Below are 16,812 nucleotides of genomic sequence, written 5' to 3'. Positions count from 1 at the left end.
ACCGGGGCTCGCGGGACCATCCCGCCAGCCCCGGTTCGGCTGCTCTGGCTGCTTCCGGTTGAAAGTCTAGCTTGCCGGGGTCGTCATGGCCTCGGCCATCTTGGTCTTCACATAGTTGAAGGTGGCGACGACCTGCTCCCCCAGGAGCTGGGTGGCGCCGGCGATGCCGGCGGCGATCAGGGCGGCGATCAGGCCGTATTCGATGGCGGTCGCGCCTTCTTCGTCACGGATGAGGTTCATCAGCTTGGTCATTGTCGTTCTCCTTGGTTTAAATTCGAGTCTTAAATTTTTTTCAGTGCCTTTCAGCACCAGCCACGCCCTCCCTTGAGCAACCCGCGTGCCAGAGCGGAAAACGAGTGAACAGCTTCAATTCAACCACTTGTTATAAAAAGGAATAAAAATTTCCCATTCACAATCAGCCAGCCCCGCCCCCCGTCCGAATGACCTTCCAACGCCTCGAAATCTACGAATAATAGAGTCCCGTCGTGGAACCTTTCACTCCGATCAAATTATTTAGTATACAAATTCAATATGTTAAAGTATCCATTTTTAATAGATCAACTTGTGCAAAGTGGCTCGAAGGGACCTTTCCGGAGTTGAAAGGCGAGGAAATCCCCTGGATGAAGGGAGTAACGAGGTGTGGGAGACCACAAAATGTGGAGGTTGACTCGGCGCACGCCGCCCGCAAGGGGCGGACCGGTTGAGGCTGTTAAGCTATTTTTTGAATAATATCGGATCAATACGGTGCTTTTGCAGCTTGTTCCAAAGGTTCTTGGCCGACACGCCCAGGGCCGTGGCGGCCTCGGTCTGGACGCCGCCGCAGACGCGCAGGGCGTTCTCGATCAAGGCCCGCTCATACTCGATGAGGGCCTGTTTCAGGGGCAGTCCCTCGCCCGTGGGCACGCACACCCCGCTGTCACCGCACGGCCGGGCGTTGGAGAAGGCCTGGTCCACCTCGGCCGGGGTGATCCGGGTGGAGGTGCAGAAGATGGCCGCGCGCTCGATGGCATTGGCGAACTGGCGCACGTTGCCCGGCCAGTCGTAGTTGAAGAAAATCTCCATGGCCTCGGGCGAGACCCCGGCGATGTCCGTGCCGAGCCTGCGGTTGGCCCGGTCCAGGAAGAATTCGGCCAGTTGCGGCAGGTCGGACTTGCGTTCGCGCAGAGGCGGCAGAATCAGGGTGGCCACGTTGAGTCTATAGTATAGATCGCTGCGGAATTCACCGTCCCGAACCCGCTGCTCCAGCTCCTGGTTGGTGGCCGCGATGATGCGCACGTCGTACTGGATGGGCTTGGCCCCGCCCACGCGCTCGGCCTGCTTCTGCTCCACGGCGCGCAGCAGCCGGGGCTGCAGGTGCAGGGGCATGTCGCCTATCTCGTCGAGCATGAGCGAGCCGCCCTTGGCCAGCTCGAACTTGCCCTGCTTCATGGAGGTCGCCCCGGTGAAGGCCCCCTTCTCGTGGCCGAACAACTCGGATTCAATGAGGGTCTCGGGGATGGCCGCGCAGTTGATCTTGACGAACGGGGCCTTGGCCCGCGCGCTCATGGCGTGGATGGTGTCGGCCACCAGTTCCTTGCCGGTGCCGGTCTCGCCCATGATGAGCACGTCCGCGTTGAGTTCGGCCACCCGGCCGATGCGCTCCTTGACGGCCATCATGGGCGCACTATGGCCGATGATGTTGTGCAGCGGGCTGCCCCCGCCGCGCCGTTTCAGCTCGGCCAGCTCCACCTGGAGGCGGCGCTTCTCCAGGGCGCGCCGGACCACCACCTCCATCTCGCGCAGGGAGAACGGCTTTTCGAAATAGTCATAGGCCCCCTGCTGCATGGCCGTGACCCCGGTCTCCTTGGAGCCGAAGCCGGTCATGACGATGACGTCCACACCCGGGGCCGCGTCGGCCAGATGTCCCAGCGCCTCCAATCCGGACATGCCGGGCAGCTGGATATCGTGCAGGATGAGATCGAAACCCGATGCCCCGGCCTTTTTCAAGCCCTCCTCGGCACTCGCCGCGGTCTCCACCGCGTAGCCCTTGTCGGCCAGCGCCTCGACCAGCATTCCCTGAAAGGCGCGGTCGTCGTCGACCACAAGTATTTTCTCGGCCACCGGTTCGCTCCCTGATGGTGTAGTTCCCGCGTGAGGACAACCCTACATGAAACAGGGGCGCTTATCCATAAAAAATAGATAAAGCCGTCCGGACGATTCCTCCACAGGCATCTCCATAGGTGGAACACAAAAAAATTTACCCTGTTTAAACGACATGTTGTGTGCATCCTTCTGACGAAACCATCCTGGTTTGGCACGCACGATGCTTTATACGGTGGAACCGGCCTTCCGCCGGGCCAATTCCGGACTGCAAGGAGAACGGGAATGAGAAGAAGAGATGACAGACGCCAGGGCATCGCCGCAGTCGAATTCGCCCTGCTGCTTCCCGTAATAGTGCTTCTGATCCTGCTTCTGGTGGAGGGCAGCAATGCCATGCATACCTACTCCGCCCTGGTGGAAGCCAGCCGCGAAGGGGCGCGCCATGTGGTCATGGAAGGCGAGAACGCCGACGTGGAGGGCCTTGTGGCCGCCGTCCTCGCCGATCTCGATTCCAATGGCCTGTCCACCAAGGTGACCACCGACACCGTTGCCAACACCGTCACAGTAGAGGTTTCCTATGTTTACCAGATGTTCGGCTCGCAAAGCGGCCAAGACATGTTCGGAAACGACACCGCCCCCACGTTCGTCGCACAGACCACCATGCCGCTCCCGTAAGGGAGCCCGCCGGGGCTCCACCAGCGCCATCATGGCTCTGCTGCTCCCCGTCCTCATCGGGATGGTGGGCATTGCCGTGGACATGGGCAACATGTACATGACCCACACCAGGCTGCAGGCCGCGGTGGACGCGGGCGCCCTGGCCGGGAGCCTGGAGTTGCCCTACGACCCGGATCTGTCCAAGGGCGTGGTCCGCCAGGCGGTGGAGGACATGGTCGCGGACAACATGGAGGGGGCCGTGGTCACGGACATCTCGGCGGGCACCGAAATCCGCAGCGTCAAGGTCACGGCCCGGGCCGAAGTCAAGGTGCTCCTCATGGAGGTCCTGGGCATGGCCGACGGCTATGTGGAGGCCAACGCCATGGCGGGCTTCAACAAACTCGAGGTGGTCTTCGTCATCGACAACTCCGGCTCCATGAAGGGCACCCCCATCGACCTGGTCAAGCGGGCCTCCAACGAGTTGGCCGACCTGCTCATCCCGGACGGCACCACACCGGACACCAAGGTCGGCCTGGTGCCCTTCCGCGGCAAAATCCGCCTTGGCGAAGCCGTGGACGGCTACGCCAAGGGCTGCGTCAACGCGGACGGCTCCCTGAACCAGGGCATCCACGAGGACTTCATGGACGAATACTACGCCCTGCCCTATTACTACCGGTCCTACATCACCCTGGACACCTGCTCCAACATCCCGGCCGTGCTGCCCCTGAGCAAGGACAAGCGAACGATCGTCGCGGCCATCGACTCCCAGACCGCCACCGGTGCGGCCTCGGGCACGGTCATCTCCGAGGGCATCAAGTGGGCGCGCAACATCCTCACCCCAACCCCGCCGTTCACCCAGGCCGGGGACAAGGAGGACTTCCGCAAGATCATGATCGTGCTCACCGACGGCGACACCGAGGACGGCGAGTGCGGCGGGTCCTACCGCGCCTCGTACCGGCCCAACAACTACTGGACCAACGCCTACTACGGCATGGGCGTGGACACCGCCCACTGCAACGACGGCGGCGTGCTCAACGCGGACATGCTCGCCGAGGCCCAGGCGGCCAAGGACGCGGGCATCGAGATCTTCTCCATCCGCTTCGGCTCCTCGGACAACACCGACATCAACCTGATGAAACAGATCGCCTCGAGCAAGCAGGGGACCGACGACCACTACTTCGACGCCCCGTCCGTGTACGACATTCCCGACATCTTCAAGCAGATCGGCAAGCAGCTCGGCTGGCGCCTGCTCTAAGGGAGGTTTAGCCATGCACAAGAACCGCAACAACACCCGCCGAGCAGGGTTGGCAGCCGTGGAAACCGCCCTGATCCTGCCCATCCTGTTCATGCTCGTCATGGCCGTGATCGAAGGCGGCAATGCCGTGTACGCATACATGACCGTGCAGAAGGCCGCCCAGCTCGGCGCCCGCTACGCCGCCACCGGCCGGGGCGCGGAAGAGGGCACCCGGCTGAACGACATCATCGAGGCCACCCAGGCCGGGCTGACCACCCTGAAGCAGTCCAACATAGTGATCTCCGTCCGCTCCTGGCCCGACGTGCGGGCCACGGGTGACGGCATCGACAACGACCCGGGCGCGCCCTGCCAACTGGCCGAGGTGGCCGTGGTCTACAACTACGAGCCGTTCACCCCCCTGGTCGCCCCGCTGCTGCCGGACACCATCCCGCTCCGGGGATTCGACCGCAAGGTCAACGAGCCCTGGAAGCCGTGCAACTAAACCGGTTTTTCCATAGTCCCGAAAAAGGCCCTACCAAGGGCCTTTTTCGGGACTCCACTCCGCCCTCGATCAATATTTGGTATTGATATATGCCTTGACCTGCATTACTTTCCTTTCGGCCCGAACATGCAGAAAGATCAATAAGGGAGTCTTCAGCCGTGGACGATTATCCGGCTATTCTCGGTGTATATTCATTGTCGATCGAGGCCGATGTGGGCACAGGCGGCACTTCCGTCAGACATGAGAACGTCACCTACTGGTACGCCCGCCAGCTCTCCCCCGAACAGTTCGAGATCCAGCCTCTCAACGCGCACCACGTCCCCTCGGGCGTGCGCAGCGTCCTCGGCGAGTTGGACTTCCTGAGGCAGTATACTCCGGAACCGACCTACTACCGGGTGCATACGGTCCCGGCCCTGGAGACCCTGCGGCGCAAGATCGAGATGGGCCAGGACGCCTTTGTCAACGGCGACCTGGATGAGGCCGAACGGCAGTTTCTCAAGGCCCTGATGATCGACGACAGGAACATCGAGGCCCACTACGGGCTGGGCGAGGTCTATTCCGAGAAAAAGGATTTCGACAAGCTCAAGAAGGTCCTGGACACCCTGCTCGGCCTGGAAGAGGCGTTCACCTTCGAGTTCCGCCAAAAGTTCAACTCCTTCGGCATATCCCTGCGCAAAAACGGCCACTACGACGAGTCCATCCGCTACTACGAGAAGTCGCTGGAGATCGTGGACACCGACGAGAACGTCTACTTCAACCTGGCCCGCGTCTATTTCGAAAAAGGGCACAATGACCACTGCGTGACCAACCTCGAACAGGCCCTGAAGATCAACCCCGCCTTCGTCGAAGCGCAGAAGTTCCTCAAATACTGCCAGAAACACGCCTAGCCGACCTTCCCTTCCCCGGGCCACACTTTTTTTCGCACCAGTCCTTGCCAAGTCCGGTTTGGTGCTTATTTATCACGTATGCTCAAGTGTGATCAGCTCGGCGTTTCGCGTCGGGCCTTTCCGTACCTATACCCAGGAGGCGACTATGCCCAACATGGATTATCCCGGACCGTGCCTCTCCTGCATCGATCACAGCTGCGGGCTGTGGGATGAAAACGTCTCGGAGAGCAAGGACGAACGTTCTTCCGAAGAGGAAGACCGCGACCGCAACTAGGACCCCCGACCAAACAGATACACCAAAAAAAGGCCCGGACACCCGTCCGGGCCTTTTCCTTTACCGCGCCTCCGGCGGCCGGGGGAAGGGGAGAGGGGAACCCTTTGAAAAGGGCTTCCCCTCTCCCCTTCCCCCGGACCCCCCATCCCCTCTCCCCTCCTAAACTTTTTTATCGCCGCTTCGCGGGGTTGGCCGCACAAGAAAAGGGCCTCCGACTCTCATCAAGTCGGAGGCCCTTTTTCTTCTCTTTGGAGCGATTCGGGTGCGCAGTACCCGACAGCGGCTCAGTCCCCCGCGCCCGGGATAGGCTTTCGAGAGTGGGTCAGCTGTGCATTTTCTTCCGGCGGGCGCTGACCGCAGCGTAGCCGTCTACGCGAGGATCAGCGCCCGCCGGAAAAAATGTGCAGATGGCCCGCTATCGGAAGCCGCTGGCCTACTCCTTCACAGAACCGGCCAACAAGCCCCGGATGAAGTACCTTCCTAGGAAGATGTAGATGGCCAGCACCGGCAAGGCGGCCAAAATGGAGCCGGCCATGGGGAGGTTCCAGGTGACGGCCTGGCCGCCCGCCAGGTTGGCCAGGCCCACGGTGATGGGGTTGGCCGTGTGGCGGGTCAGGCAGATGCCCCACAGGAATTCGTTCCAGATCTGGGTGAACTGCCACAGGGAGGTGACCACGAACCCGGGGATGGACAGAGGGAAGACGATGCGCAGGTAGATGGAGAAGAAACCCGCGCCGTCCAGCCGGGCCGACTCGATCAGGGCCGTGGGAATCTGGGCGTAGAAGTTGCGGAAGATGAGCGAGGTGATCGGCAGCCCGTAGACTATGTGGGCCAGGATCAGGCCGGGCAGGCCGCCGTACAGGTTCATGGCCCGCAGGGTCTGGAACAGCGGGATCAGGATGACCTGGTAGGGGATGAACATGCCGAACAGGAACAGTGTGAAGATCACGTCCGAGCCCTTGAACTTCCACTTGGAGAAGACGTACCCGTTGAGCGAACCGAGCACCGTGGAGCCCGCCGTGCCGCAGATGGTCAGGATGAGCGAGTTGATGAAGTCCGGCCTGAGCTTGGCCAGGGCGTCGGAGAAGCTCGACCAGTTGACCACGGACGGCCATTCCCAGGCCGTGGGCAGACTGATGTCCGCGGGCAGCTTCAGGGCGGTCACGGCCGCCATATAGGCGGGCATGAGGAAGAACAGGGACAGCAGGGCCAGGGTTCCGTACAGGAACACGTTGCCGAGGGTGAATTTCCGGGCGGTCATCTAGCGCCTCCCCTGCTGGCGGTATTGGCCGACCAGGTAGGGCACGATGAACATGGCCGCGATGAGGAACAGGACGATGGCGATGGCCGCGCCCTTGGAGAACTCGTTGCCCCGGAAGGTGGTCAGGTACATGTTCAGTGCGGGGTGGCCGGTGGCCGCGTTGTCCGGCCCGGTCATGGCGAAGATCAGGTCGAACATCTTCAGCGAGATGTGGGACAATATGATCACCGCCGAGATGGTGATCGGTTTGAGCATGGGGATGGCCACGTGGCGGTAGTAGCCCGCGTGGGACGCGCCGTCGAGCATGGCCGCGTCGCGCAGGTCCTGGGATATGCCGTTGAACCCGGCCAGGTACAGGGCCATGGTGTAGCCCGAGTACTGCCAGATGGTGGCGATGATGATGCCCAGCGTGGCCAGGTTGAAGCCGTGCTCCTCCTCCATGAACAGGGCGTCCGGAAGGATGGAGCCGAAGACCCAGACCAGGGCCCCGAGCACGATGCCGGGGATGAGCCAGCGCTTCATGGCCCGGCCCGCGTCCTTCTTCAGCTTGAACACGCCGACCAGGATCAGGATGAAGGCCGCCACGTAGACCAGGATGCGCAGGATGTCCTGCCAGTTGAAGACCAGGACGGCCGACTGGCTGGACAGCCACTTGAAGGTCAGCGGCTCGAAACCGAGATACTTGGGCAGGACGTTGACTCCGCCCTGGGGGGCGAGCAGCCAGCGCCAGATGGTCCCGGAGACGATGAAGGACAGGGACATGGGGTAGAGAAAGATGGTCCGCAGCAGGTCCTCGCCCTTGGGCTTCTGGTCGAGCAGGATGGCGATGAACATGCCCAGGCCCACGGCCCCGGCCAGGAGCATGACCGAATAGTAGACCGCGTTGACCAGGTCCTGGCGAAAATTGCCGCCCAGAAATCCGGTGAACAGATCAATGTAGTTCTCCAGGCCGACGAAATGCTTCTGCGGTTCGAGCGCCATGGCGCCCGAGCCGCCCCAGTCGGTCATGGAGGTCCAGATGGTGTTGCCGATGAACCCGTAGACGAAGACGCCGACGAGGATCATGGACGGCAGAAGCGTCAGGAACGCTTTCAGTTTATCGAGCGAGGCTTCCCGCATAGGCAAATCCGGTTGGTCGGGCCGCGCCGTGCCGGGAGCTTTCCCGGCGCGGCGCGGCTGGTTCATATTCTAGCTAGATGCCGGCTTTCTTGGCGAGCTGCGCGCACGCCTTGGCAGCGGCCTGGGGGTTCTTGGCCTTCAGGAACATCTCCATGATGGAGGCGAAACCGTTCTTGAAGGTGTCGTTGGCGGCCACGCCGTGGACCAGGGAACCGACCACGCGGTTGCTGTTCCAGTCCTTGGCCGCGGACTGGGAGTACGCGTTGTACTTGGACAGGTCCGAGTCCTTGCGCGCCGAGATGGACCCCTTGAGCGGGTTGAAGGCGTCCGAGCCCTCCTGGGAGCCCAGGACCTTCAGCCAGGCGACGGCGTTGTCGCGGTGCGGGGAGCCCTTGGGCAGGCCGAAGGAGTCGGCCAGGAACATGAAGGTGCCCTCGGTGCCGGGAGAGGCCAGCCAGCCGTACCCCTCGCCCGGGGCGAGCTTCTTGGTGGTGGACATGTAGCCGGCGGCCCAGTCGCCCATGATGTTGAAGGCGGCGCGGCCGTCCACGACCATGTCCGTGGCCTGCTGCCAGGACAGGGAGGAGGCGTCCGAATTGGTGTACTGCAGGACCTTGCCGTACAGTTCCCACGCCTTGACCACTTCGGGGGAGTCGAAGGACAGCTTCCCTGCCCACAGGGCGTCCCAGTTGTCCGCGCCCATGGAGGCCAGGGCCACTGATTCCCACAGGTGGTTGGCGGTCCAGTTCTGGGCCAGGGCCAGGGGCACCACGCCCTCGGCCTTCAGCTTGGGCGCGATGGCCAGGAAGTCGTCCCAGGTCTTGGGAGCCTGCACGCCCCACTTCTTCAGGTTGGCCGGGATGTACCACATGACGTTGGAGCGGTGGACGTTGACCGGCACGGACCAGATGCCCTTGTCGGTGCCGATCAGCTTGATCAGCCCTTCGGGGAAGGCGTCCAGCCAGCCCTGTTCCTTGAACAGCGGGGTCAGGTCTTCCATGCGGTCGGCCTTGACCCAGGTGCCGATGAGCTCCTGCCCGGCGTGGACCTGGAAGGAATCCGGCGGCTCGCCGCCGAGCATGCGGGTCTTGAGCACGGCCTGGGCGTTGACGCCCGAACCGCCGGTCACGGTGGCGTTGATGACCTTCACGCCGGGGTTCTCTTTCTTGTATATCTCGATCAACGCGTCCAGAGCCGGACCTTCGTCGCCTGCCCACCAGGAGAAAATCTCCAGTTCACCCTTCAGATCGCTGGCCTGGGCCGCCTGCGGAGCGCCGATGAGCAGCGCGGCCGCGAACACGATCAACATTTTCGCAAAAGCCTTTTTCATACGTACCTCCTAAAGGTTTGCAAACTCCACTTCGGACAATCAGATATCAAGCAAATCAAACGGTTGTCGAACCGCAAATTTAATAAATCGCCTCTTTCGTCTCCGGGTCGAACAGGACCATCCGGTTGAATTCGAAGCCGATGGGCACGATCTCGCCGGGGTGGGCCACCACCCTGCCCTCGACCTCGGCGATGAGTTCGTTCTCGCCGTCCACCACGATCTCCAGGTGGGAGTGCCCGCCGAGAATCTCGGAGACAACCACCTCGCCCTGGCACATCCACTCCTCGGGCAGCTTCTCGATGCGGTCGCCCATCTTGATGGAGTCCGGGCGAATGCCCGCGAGCACGGGCGAGCCGTCCTGAAGGGGGCCGCCCTGGGCCTCGGCCACCGGGAACTTGGACGGCCCGGCCTGGACGTAGCGGCGTCCGTCCTCCACCCGGAAGGTGCCCTCCAGGATGTTCATGGGCGGGTTGCCGATGAACCGGGCCACGAACGCGTTGGCGGGCCGCTCGAACACGTCGATGGGCGTGCCCACCTGCTGGATGTGGCCGTCCTTGAGGATGACGATGCGGTCGGCCAGGGTCATGGCCTCGATCTGGTCGTGGGTCACGTAGATGGTCGTGGTCGCCAGCTTCATGTGCATCTTGCGCAATTCCATGCGCATCTGGGTGCGCAGCTGGGCGTCCAGGTTGGACAGGGGCTCGTCGAACAGGAAGACGTCCGGCTGGCGGACGATGGCCCTGCCCATGGCCACGCGCTGGCGCTGGCCGCCTGACAGCTCGGACGGCTTGCGGTCGAGATACGGGGTCAGCTCCAGAACGCGGGCCGCCTCGTCCACCTTGGCCCCGATCTCGTCCGCGCCCTGGCCGCGCATCTTCAGGGAAAAGCCCATGTTGTCGCGCACGGACATGTGCGGATACAGGGCGTAGTTCTGGAAGACCATGGCCACGTTGCGGTCCTTGGGCGAGACCTGGTTGACCAGCCTGCCGCCGATGAACACCTCGCCGCCGGATATCTTTTCCAGCCCCGCGATCATGCGCAGCACCGTGGACTTGCCGCAGCCCGAAGGGCCGACCAGGACGATGAACTCGTTGTCCGGGATGTCGAGATCGATACCGTGGACCACTTCCACGTCGCCGTACCGCTTGACCACTTTCTTCAATTGCACGTTAGCCATGTTGACCGTCTCTTTTTGCCTGTGCGCACTGCTGCGCTACTTCACGAAAAACCTGTACAAAATCGTTTGCCTGTACGCCTCGCCCGGGCGCAGCGCGACCTCCGGGAAGGGGGCGTGCCCGGGTGCGTCCACGAACCCCTGGGGCTCGAGGCACAGTCCCGACCGCTCAGCATAAACCGCGCCGCCCTTGCCGGGCAAGCCTTCCGGGATGTGATTGCCGGAATAGAACTGGACGCACGGCTGCGTGGTCAGGACCTCCAGGCCCCGGCCCGAGACCGGTTCGACCACCGAGGCCGCCGGCCGCAGCCCGGCCCGGCTGTCGAGCACGTAGCAGTGGTCGTAGCCGTGGCCGTTCACGAGGGGCAGGAAATCCTGCCGGATGCGCGCGCCGATGGCAACCCCGGCCTTGAAATCGAGGGGCGTCCCGGCCACCTCGGCCAGGCACCCGGTGGGGATCAGTTCCGCGTCCGTCTCCAGGCAGCGGCGTGCCGGAATGGTCAGGACGTGGCCCAGGCAGTCCTCGCCCGGCCTCCCGCTCAGGTTGAAATAGGAGTGGGCGGTCAGGTTGACCGCCGTGGTCTTGTCCGTGGCCGCCGAAAAATCCAGGCGCAGACCGTCGCCTGTCAGGGTGTAGATGGCCGAGACCGCGAGGTTGCCGGGATAGCCCTGGTCCCCGTCCGGGCTCTCGTGGCGCAGGACCAGCGCGGGCCCGACCCGGGTCTCGATGGGCTCCGCCTTCCAGACCCGGCTGTGGAACCCGCCCGCCCCGCCGTGCAGGTGGTGGCGGCCGTTGTTGCGGTCCAGCGCGTACTCCCGCCCGTCCAGGACCAGGCGCGCCCCGCCGATGCGGTTGGCCACGCGGCCCACCAGCCTGCCGAAATAGCATTGGTCGTCCAGGTAGCCGTCCAGATCGTCGTAGCCCAGGACCACGTCGGCCAGGTTCCCGTCCCGGTCGGGCGCGGTCAGCCGGACCAGCGCGCCGCCGAAAGTGGCGATGTCCGCTTCCATGCCCGCCGCGTTGGACAGGGTGTACAGTTCCACCGGAACGCCGTCCCGGGTTGTGCCGAAGGGACGCGAACTCAGTTGCATAATCCCCCCCTTGGGGCGGAGCTGCCCCGCACGCGCAATTCGGTCTTGAGCACCACGGTCCCGGGCACGAAGTCCGCGCCCTCGTCAAACTGGCGCAGCAGCAGGGACACGGCGGTCCGGCCCATTTCAAAGGCGGGCTGGTGCACCGTTGTCAGGGGCGGGTCGATGAGCGCCGCCACCGGGGTGTCGGAAAAGCCCACCAGGGCCACGTCCGCCGGGATGCGCACGCCGGCCTCCTTGAACCGGGTGAACAGGCCCACGGCCACCGGGTCGTTGATGGCCAGGATGGCCTCGGGCAGCTCGTCCATGGCCAGATAGCGCTCGGCCCCGGCCCGCCCATCCTCCTCGCGATACCCGCCGTGCAGATGGAACTTCTCCTCCAGCGGCAGGCCGTGGGCCGCAAGCGCGTCGCGGTACCCCTCGAACCGCTTGCGGTTCAGGGCGATGCCGTCCTGCCCGGCCATGTGGCCGATGCGCCGGTAGCCGGACCGGATGAGATGCTCCACCGCGCCGTAGGAGGCCGCGTAGTCGTCCACCACCACCTTGCCGGTGTCCAGTCCCTCCACCACCCGGTCGAACTGGACCAGGGGCACGTGCTGGCGCATGGCCCGCGAGAGGTGCTCGTGGGAGGTGGTCTCGGACGAGATGGCGATGAGCAGCCCGGCCACGCGGTTGGCCACCAGCGCCTGGACGTTGAGGATCTCGCGGGCCAGGGTCTCGTTGGACTGGCAGACCATGATGGTATAGCCGTTGTCGTAGGCGAGTTCTTCTATCCCACTTATGACGCTGGAGAAAAATTGATGCCGAATGGCGGGTACGATGACCCCGATGACGTTGCTGCGTTTTTTCTGCAGGGACTGGGCGAGCTGGTTGGGGTGGTAGTGATACTTCTCGGCCGCCTCGGCCACGCGTTGCTTGGTGGCCGGGCTGATGTCCGGGTGACCGCGCAGGGCGCGGGATACCGTGGACGGCGACACGCCCAGCGTCCGGGCCAGGTCCTTGATGGTGAACTGGCTCATGCCCGCCCCTCCCCGTCGATCATGTCGAGTGAGATACGCTCGAAGCCGGGCCTGCGGACCTTGAGCGGCATGACCGCGCCCTGCCCGAATATCTCCTCCATATACTGCGCGTAGGCCGCAAAGCACGCATCGGGCACATAGGCCTGGATGGTCCCGGCGAACCCGCCGCCCTGGATGCGGCACGCGCCCCGGCCGCGCAGGAACCGTTCGGTCAGGGTCAGGGCCAGGGGGATGGGCTGGTCGAGCGGATCGGTGGCCGAGATGCAGTTCTGCAGCAGCCGCCAGGAGGAATCACCCGCCCTGCGGACCAGCCGGAGAAAGTCGTCCATGCGCCCTGCGGCCAGGACCTCGGCCTGTTCGGCGGCGCGGTCGGTCTCCTCGATGAAATGGATGAGCCGGAGCACGCCCCGGTCCCCGGCGGCCTCGCGGATGCGCCCGGCATGGGCCAGGACCGCGTCCACGGTCAGCCCGCGCGCGTGGGCCTGGCCCAGGGCGCGGGCGGCCCGGCCCATCTCGTCCGGGATGGCCGCGTAGTCCGGGGTCAGGTCCGCGTGGCTGCCGCCGGTGTCGACCACGGCCAGCCGGTATCCGGTGCGCTCGAAGTCGAAGTCCACCTCCCGCACCACGGGCAGGGCCGGGTCCGCGAAGTCGATGGACAGGATGCCCTGGGCCGCGCAGGAGATCTGGTCCATCAGTCCGCACGGCTTGCCGAAATAGGTATTCTCCGCCGCGCGGCCGGCCACGGCCAGTTCCAGGGGCGTGCACTCCCCCCCGTTGAAAAGCTCGCTGAAAATCCGCCCGACCAGTATCTCGAAGGCCGCCGAGGAGCTCAGCCCCGCGCCCATGGGCACCTCGCCGTCCACGCAGGCGTCGAACCCGGCCACCTTGCGGCCGCTTTCGGCCAGCCCGGCGGCCACTCCGCGCACCAGGGCCATGGAGGTATCCGCCTCACCGGCCCTCGGGCTCAGGTTGCCCAGATCCACAACAATTTCGCCTTCGAACCCTTTGGACCGGATGCGCACCACCCCGTCGTCGTTGCCTCGGGCCACGGCCAGGCAGTCGAAGTGCACGGCGGCGGCCAGGACCACGCCCAGGTTGTGGTCGGTGTGGTTGCCGCCCAGCTCGGTCCGACCGGGAGCCAGGACCAGGACCGCCGGGCCGGGCCCGACACGGGACTCGAAACAGTCCAGAAGGTCGAGATAGCGGGCGCGCTGGGCCGCCACGTCCCCGGGCCGGTACAGCTCGGCCAGGACCGGGTCCAGTGCTCCCCGGCGCAGGGCCTCGGCGTAGGCGGCCGCGGTGGCCATTACGCGCCCTCTCCGGTGCCCGGAGCGTCCATGTAGTGGACCTCGGACAGCTCGCGCAGCCGGGCGGCCGCCGACTCGGCGGTCAGGTCGCGCTGGGGCATGGCCATCATCTCGTAGCCGACCATGAACTTCCTGACCGACCTGGAACGCAGCAGCGGCGGGTAGTAGTGCAGGTGAAAATGCCAGTGCGGATACCCGCCGCCATCGGTCGGGGCCTGGTGGATGCCCATGGAATAGGGGAACGAGGTCTGGAAAAGATTGTCGTAGCGCACGTTCAGCCGGACCATGGCGTCGGCCAGGTCCCTGCGCTGGTCCGGGCTCATCTCCAGGATGTTGGCCAGGTGCCCCTTGGGCAGGATCATGGTCTCGAAGGGCCACAGGGCCCAGAACGGCACCAGGACCGCGAACGAGTCGTTCTCGAAGACGATCCGCTCGCCCCGCGCCAGCTCGGTCTCCAGGTAGGCGCACAGCAGGCACTTGCCCTTGTCCCGCAGGTGCCCGGCCTGGCGGCGGTCCTCGACGGCCGGGTACATGGGCACCCCCCGGGTGGCCCATATCTGGCCGTGCGGGTGCGGGTTGGAGCAGCCCATGGCCGCGCCCCGGTTTTCGAATATCTGGACGTAGCCGATGTCCTCGCGCCAGCCCAGGTGGGCGAACTCGTCGCACCACACGTCCACCACCCGCGCGGCCCGGTCCCTGCCCAACCTGGCCATGGTCAGGTCGTGGCGCGGGGAATAGCAGATGACCCGGCAGGTGCCGGTCTCGGCCTCGGCCACCAGCAGGCCGTCGCTCTGGGGAGCCAGTCCGGCCTCGGGCGGCTCGGGCAGCAGCGCAGCGAAATCGTTGGTGAAGACAAAGGTATCGTCGTACAGGGGGTTGACCGCTCCGCCCGCCCGGCCGTTGCCGGGGCAGAGGTAGCAGTGCTCGTCATAGGCAGGCAGGGCCGCCCGGTCGGGCGCTTCCTGCTGGCCCTGCCAGGGCCGTTTGGTGCGGTGCGGAGAAACCAGGACCCACTCGCCGGTGAGCTGGTTCAGCCGCCTGTGCGGATGGTCCTCGAAAAACATGCCTTCCCCTCAGCCCTAGATGGTCGCCCCGGAGGGAAAGCCTTTCCCAAGGCTCCCGGCCCCTCCGGATCCGGTGCGATCGGCACCGCAAACGTTGCCGCAAACGTTTGCGGTGCGTCTGAAAAAAGATCACAGAAACGACACTTTGTCAACCGGGGGAAGGGAAAAACGATCCCCGTCAAGGGGATGGGGAAAGGTCAGTCCAGGCCGGGATAATCCAGCCTGATCCGGTCGTAGCGGCCGCTTCCGCGCAGCCTGCGCAACCCCTTGTTGAAGCGGGCCATAAGGGCCTCGGCATCGGGCAGGCGTCGGCTGAGGATGAGGTGGTTGGTCTCGGTGAAGATCGGCCTGGGGTTGTAGACGACCCGGTCCGCGCCCGCGCCGATCCGGTTGACCAGGATGAAGAGGCCCACGGCCTTGTTGCAGGCGTAGACGTCCACCCGCCCGGCGATGAGCATCTTCATGCCCGCCTCATAGCTCGAGGCCACGTCCAGCTTGCCCCGACCGCCGGCCATGGCATCCTTAAACGGGAACTCCTCGGCGCTGCCCAGGGTGATGCCCACCCGCAGGTCCCGCACGTCTTCGAGCCTGCGCCAGTCAAAAGGGACGTCCCGGAGGTGGAAAAAGACCCTGGTCGAGGAGAAGACCGGGTCGCTGAACAGGAACCGCTTTTCCCGCACCGCCATGGGCATCCACCCGGCGGACCCCGCGGCGGGCCCGTGATCGGCCGTCTCCAGGGCGCGCCGCCAGGGGAGAAAGGTGAAATCGGCCGCGATCCCCTCCAGGGCGAAGCTCTCCCGGATGACGCGGTTGGCGAATCCGCCGCCGGGCAGGGAGGCGGAATAGAACGGGGGCCACTCTCCGCTGGTCAGGAGGACGGAATCCGACAGGCCGTCGGCCAGGCAGGGAACGGTCAGCAGGAGCAGGCACGGCAGAAGCAGGCGCAGCGGCCGCGCCATGAGGCGCGGCCGCAACCGGTTGTCCCGGAGACGCCGTGCCGGGGCCAAGACCGGCCCCGCTACCCGGCCACCTGGGACAGGACCTGGCCTATGACCGCGGCTGCCAGGATGGAGAAGCACAACCGCGCCTCGGCCTGGCCGAAGAACACGTCGAGATAGATGACGTCGTCATGCTGGAAGCTCGTCCCGGCCACGCCGGTCAGGGGGGGCAGTTCCAGGGTCTCGGAGAGGTCGAACTGCAGGGGAATCATACCCTCGCGCTCCGGGCCCGAGGCGGCCTGCGACATCTCGGTCAGAGCCTCGGCCATGGGGCCGCAGGCGGACAGGGCCACGGGCAGGTACAGCTGGCCGAACTGGAACAGGCAGACCTCGTGGTCCTCCAGCAGCGTGGCTTCGGGCGGATCGGCCAACAACTGAAACAGATAGGGGCCCTTGCCTTCAAACTCGATTCTCTGGCCTTGATCGGACACGGCCCCTCCTAGTCCAGGTAGGAACAACAGTAGTCGGTCACGGTGCTGACCTTGAGACGGAACTTGGCCTCACCCGGGACATTGAAGCTCTGCCCGGCGGTCACGGCCACCCATTCGTCGAAGCCGGGCAGCTGCACGCACAGTTCGCCTGCGGTGATCTCCATGAATTCCGGCTTGTCGGTGCTGAACTCGTATTCGCCGGGCAGCATGATGCCGAGCGTCTTCACGCTGCCGTCATTCAAGGTGATGACCCGGCTGGTGACTTTGCCGTCGAAATAGATGTTGGCTTTTTTGTTAACGGTGACGTTGGCGAATGCGGTCATGCTCTCTCCGGTTGTTGGTGGCTGGGTCGCGGGGATATCCGCGCTTGCGTGGTAACGAATTCCG

18 protein-coding genes are annotated in these 16,812 nt (G+C 64.6%); 5 read left to right on the top strand and 13 right to left on the bottom strand.

Annotation, left to right across the window (positions count from 1 at the left end; translation table 11 throughout):
- Positions 1 to 66: 66 nt before the first annotated feature.
- Entirely contained in the window at positions 67 to 252 is a 186-nt protein-coding gene (locus tag BerOc1_RS12945) for a Flp family type IVb pilin (RefSeq protein ID WP_071546092.1), read from the bottom strand.
- Positions 253 to 714: 462 nt separating this feature from the next.
- Positions 715 to 2,100 carry a sigma-54-dependent transcriptional regulator gene (locus tag BerOc1_RS12940; RefSeq protein WP_071546091.1) on the bottom strand — a complete coding sequence of 462 codons (1,386 nt, stop codon included), beginning with the start codon at positions 2,098 to 2,100 and terminating at the stop codon, positions 715 to 717.
- 264 nt (positions 2,101 to 2,364) lie between these two features.
- Here BerOc1_RS12940 and BerOc1_RS12935 point away from each other — a divergent pair, with 264 nt between their 5' ends.
- From BerOc1_RS12935 to BerOc1_RS19430, 5 genes are all read left to right on the top strand, one after another.
- Entirely contained in the window at positions 2,365 to 2,754 is a 390-nt protein-coding gene (locus tag BerOc1_RS12935; protein WP_071546090.1) for a TadE/TadG family type IV pilus assembly protein, read from the top strand.
- On the top strand, positions 2,657 to 3,988 hold the full coding sequence (locus BerOc1_RS12930; protein WP_084641502.1) for a TadE/TadG family type IV pilus assembly protein: 1,332 nt from the start codon (positions 2,657 to 2,659) through the stop codon (positions 3,986 to 3,988). Before BerOc1_RS12935 ends, BerOc1_RS12930 begins: the two co-directional genes overlap by 98 nt.
- A gap of 13 nt (positions 3,989 to 4,001) precedes the next feature.
- Positions 4,002 to 4,469, top strand: a complete 468-nt coding sequence (locus tag BerOc1_RS12925; RefSeq protein ID WP_071546089.1) for a TadE/TadG family type IV pilus assembly protein — start codon at positions 4,002 to 4,004, stop codon at positions 4,467 to 4,469.
- A 158-nt stretch (positions 4,470 to 4,627) separates the two neighbouring features.
- Positions 4,628 to 5,356 carry a tetratricopeptide repeat protein gene (locus BerOc1_RS12920; RefSeq protein WP_071546088.1) on the top strand — a complete coding sequence of 243 codons (729 nt, stop codon included), beginning with the start codon at positions 4,628 to 4,630 and terminating at the stop codon, positions 5,354 to 5,356.
- Positions 5,357 to 5,501: 145 nt separating this feature from the next.
- Positions 5,502 to 5,630 carry a hypothetical protein gene (locus tag BerOc1_RS19430; RefSeq protein WP_278248069.1) on the top strand — a complete coding sequence of 43 codons (129 nt, stop codon included), beginning with the start codon at positions 5,502 to 5,504 and terminating at the stop codon, positions 5,628 to 5,630.
- Positions 5,631 to 6,063: 433 nt separating this feature from the next.
- On the opposite strand, the gene BerOc1_RS12915 is transcribed toward BerOc1_RS19430, so the two are convergent.
- From BerOc1_RS12915 to ppnP, 11 genes are all read right to left on the bottom strand, one after another.
- Positions 6,064 to 6,891: a carbohydrate ABC transporter permease gene (locus tag BerOc1_RS12915; RefSeq protein ID WP_071546087.1), complete on the bottom strand. Its 828-nt coding sequence runs from the start codon at positions 6,889 to 6,891 to the stop codon at positions 6,064 to 6,066.
- Complete coding sequence (locus BerOc1_RS12910; RefSeq protein ID WP_071546086.1) at positions 6,892 to 8,010, bottom strand: carbohydrate ABC transporter permease; 1,119 nt, start codon at positions 8,008 to 8,010, stop codon at positions 6,892 to 6,894.
- A gap of 73 nt (positions 8,011 to 8,083) precedes the next feature.
- Positions 8,084 to 9,340, bottom strand: a complete 1,257-nt coding sequence (locus BerOc1_RS12905) for an ABC transporter substrate-binding protein (protein WP_129586537.1) — start codon at positions 9,338 to 9,340, stop codon at positions 8,084 to 8,086.
- Positions 9,341 to 9,419: 79 nt separating this feature from the next.
- Positions 9,420 to 10,517 carry an ABC transporter ATP-binding protein gene (locus tag BerOc1_RS12900; RefSeq protein ID WP_071546085.1) on the bottom strand — a complete coding sequence of 366 codons (1,098 nt, stop codon included), beginning with the start codon at positions 10,515 to 10,517 and terminating at the stop codon, positions 9,420 to 9,422.
- Between the two features lie 36 nt (positions 10,518 to 10,553).
- Positions 10,554 to 11,606: an aldose epimerase family protein gene (locus BerOc1_RS12895; protein WP_071546084.1), complete on the bottom strand. Its 1,053-nt coding sequence runs from the start codon at positions 11,604 to 11,606 to the stop codon at positions 10,554 to 10,556.
- On the bottom strand, positions 11,597 to 12,625 hold the full coding sequence (locus BerOc1_RS12890; RefSeq protein ID WP_071546083.1) for a LacI family DNA-binding transcriptional regulator: 1,029 nt from the start codon (positions 12,623 to 12,625) through the stop codon (positions 11,597 to 11,599). Before BerOc1_RS12890 ends, BerOc1_RS12895 begins: the two co-directional genes overlap by 10 nt.
- The gene (locus tag BerOc1_RS12885; RefSeq protein ID WP_071546082.1) at positions 12,622 to 13,932 is read right to left on the bottom strand and encodes a galactokinase; all 1,311 of its coding nucleotides are present in this window, start codon (positions 13,930 to 13,932) and stop codon (positions 12,622 to 12,624) included. The genes BerOc1_RS12890 and BerOc1_RS12885 overlap by 4 nt, the downstream gene beginning before the upstream one ends.
- A complete protein-coding gene (locus tag BerOc1_RS12880) occupies positions 13,932 to 14,996 on the bottom strand; it encodes a UDP-glucose--hexose-1-phosphate uridylyltransferase (RefSeq protein WP_071546081.1) in 1,065 nt (354 codons plus the stop codon). Before BerOc1_RS12880 ends, BerOc1_RS12885 begins: the two co-directional genes overlap by 1 nt.
- 197 nt (positions 14,997 to 15,193) lie before the next feature.
- Positions 15,194 to 15,955: a substrate-binding periplasmic protein gene (locus BerOc1_RS12875; protein ID WP_084641496.1), complete on the bottom strand. Its 762-nt coding sequence runs from the start codon at positions 15,953 to 15,955 to the stop codon at positions 15,194 to 15,196.
- A 59-nt stretch (positions 15,956 to 16,014) separates the two neighbouring features.
- Positions 16,015 to 16,425, bottom strand: coding sequence for a hypothetical protein (locus tag BerOc1_RS12870; protein WP_071546080.1), 411 nt, complete (start codon positions 16,423 to 16,425; stop codon positions 16,015 to 16,017).
- A gap of 8 nt (positions 16,426 to 16,433) precedes the next feature.
- Positions 16,434 to 16,748 (bottom strand): pyrimidine/purine nucleoside phosphorylase, encoded by a 315-nt coding sequence (gene ppnP / locus BerOc1_RS12865; RefSeq protein WP_071546079.1) that lies wholly within the window; start codon positions 16,746 to 16,748, stop codon positions 16,434 to 16,436.
- Between the last annotated feature and the right edge of the window lie 64 nt (positions 16,749 to 16,812).

This window comes from Pseudodesulfovibrio hydrargyri, assembly GCF_001874525.1.
GTDB classification, from domain to species: domain Bacteria; phylum Desulfobacterota; class Desulfovibrionia; order Desulfovibrionales; family Desulfovibrionaceae; genus Pseudodesulfovibrio; species Pseudodesulfovibrio hydrargyri.
This window is presented reverse-complemented; position numbering and strand designations above follow the sequence as displayed.

Excerpts from the sequence above, each read along its gene's own strand:
- BerOc1_RS12905 (WP_129586537.1), bottom strand. The coding sequence starts at position 9,340 with ATGAAAAAGGCTTTTGCGAAAATGTTGATCGTGTTCGCGGCCGCGCTG.
- BerOc1_RS12935 (WP_071546090.1), top strand. The coding sequence starts at position 2,365 with ATGAGAAGAAGAGATGACAGACGCCAGGGCATCGCCGCAGTCGAATTC.
- BerOc1_RS12885 (WP_071546082.1), bottom strand. The coding sequence starts at position 13,932 with ATGGCCACCGCGGCCGCCTACGCCGAGGCCCTGCGCCGGGGAGCACTG.
- BerOc1_RS12930 (WP_084641502.1), top strand. The coding sequence starts at position 2,657 with ATGTTTACCAGATGTTCGGCTCGCAAAGCGGCCAAGACATGTTCGGAA.
- ppnP (WP_071546079.1), bottom strand. The coding sequence starts at position 16,748 with ATGACCGCATTCGCCAACGTCACCGTTAACAAAAAAGCCAACATCTAT.
- BerOc1_RS12915 (WP_071546087.1), bottom strand. The coding sequence starts at position 6,891 with ATGACCGCCCGGAAATTCACCCTCGGCAACGTGTTCCTGTACGGAACC.
- BerOc1_RS12900 (WP_071546085.1), bottom strand. The coding sequence starts at position 10,517 with ATGGCTAACGTGCAATTGAAGAAAGTGGTCAAGCGGTACGGCGACGTG.
- BerOc1_RS19430 (WP_278248069.1), top strand. The coding sequence starts at position 5,502 with ATGCCCAACATGGATTATCCCGGACCGTGCCTCTCCTGCATCGATCAC.
- BerOc1_RS12925 (WP_071546089.1), top strand. The coding sequence starts at position 4,002 with ATGCACAAGAACCGCAACAACACCCGCCGAGCAGGGTTGGCAGCCGTG.
- BerOc1_RS12910 (WP_071546086.1), bottom strand. The coding sequence starts at position 8,010 with ATGCGGGAAGCCTCGCTCGATAAACTGAAAGCGTTCCTGACGCTTCTG.
- BerOc1_RS12875 (WP_084641496.1), bottom strand. The coding sequence starts at position 15,955 with ATGGCGCGGCCGCTGCGCCTGCTTCTGCCGTGCCTGCTCCTGCTGACC.
- BerOc1_RS12945 (WP_071546092.1), bottom strand. The coding sequence starts at position 252 with ATGACCAAGCTGATGAACCTCATCCGTGACGAAGAAGGCGCGACCGCC.
- BerOc1_RS12880 (WP_071546081.1), bottom strand. The coding sequence starts at position 14,996 with ATGTTTTTCGAGGACCATCCGCACAGGCGGCTGAACCAGCTCACCGGC.
- BerOc1_RS12890 (WP_071546083.1), bottom strand. The coding sequence starts at position 12,625 with ATGAGCCAGTTCACCATCAAGGACCTGGCCCGGACGCTGGGCGTGTCG.
- BerOc1_RS12895 (WP_071546084.1), bottom strand. The coding sequence starts at position 11,606 with ATGCAACTGAGTTCGCGTCCCTTCGGCACAACCCGGGACGGCGTTCCG.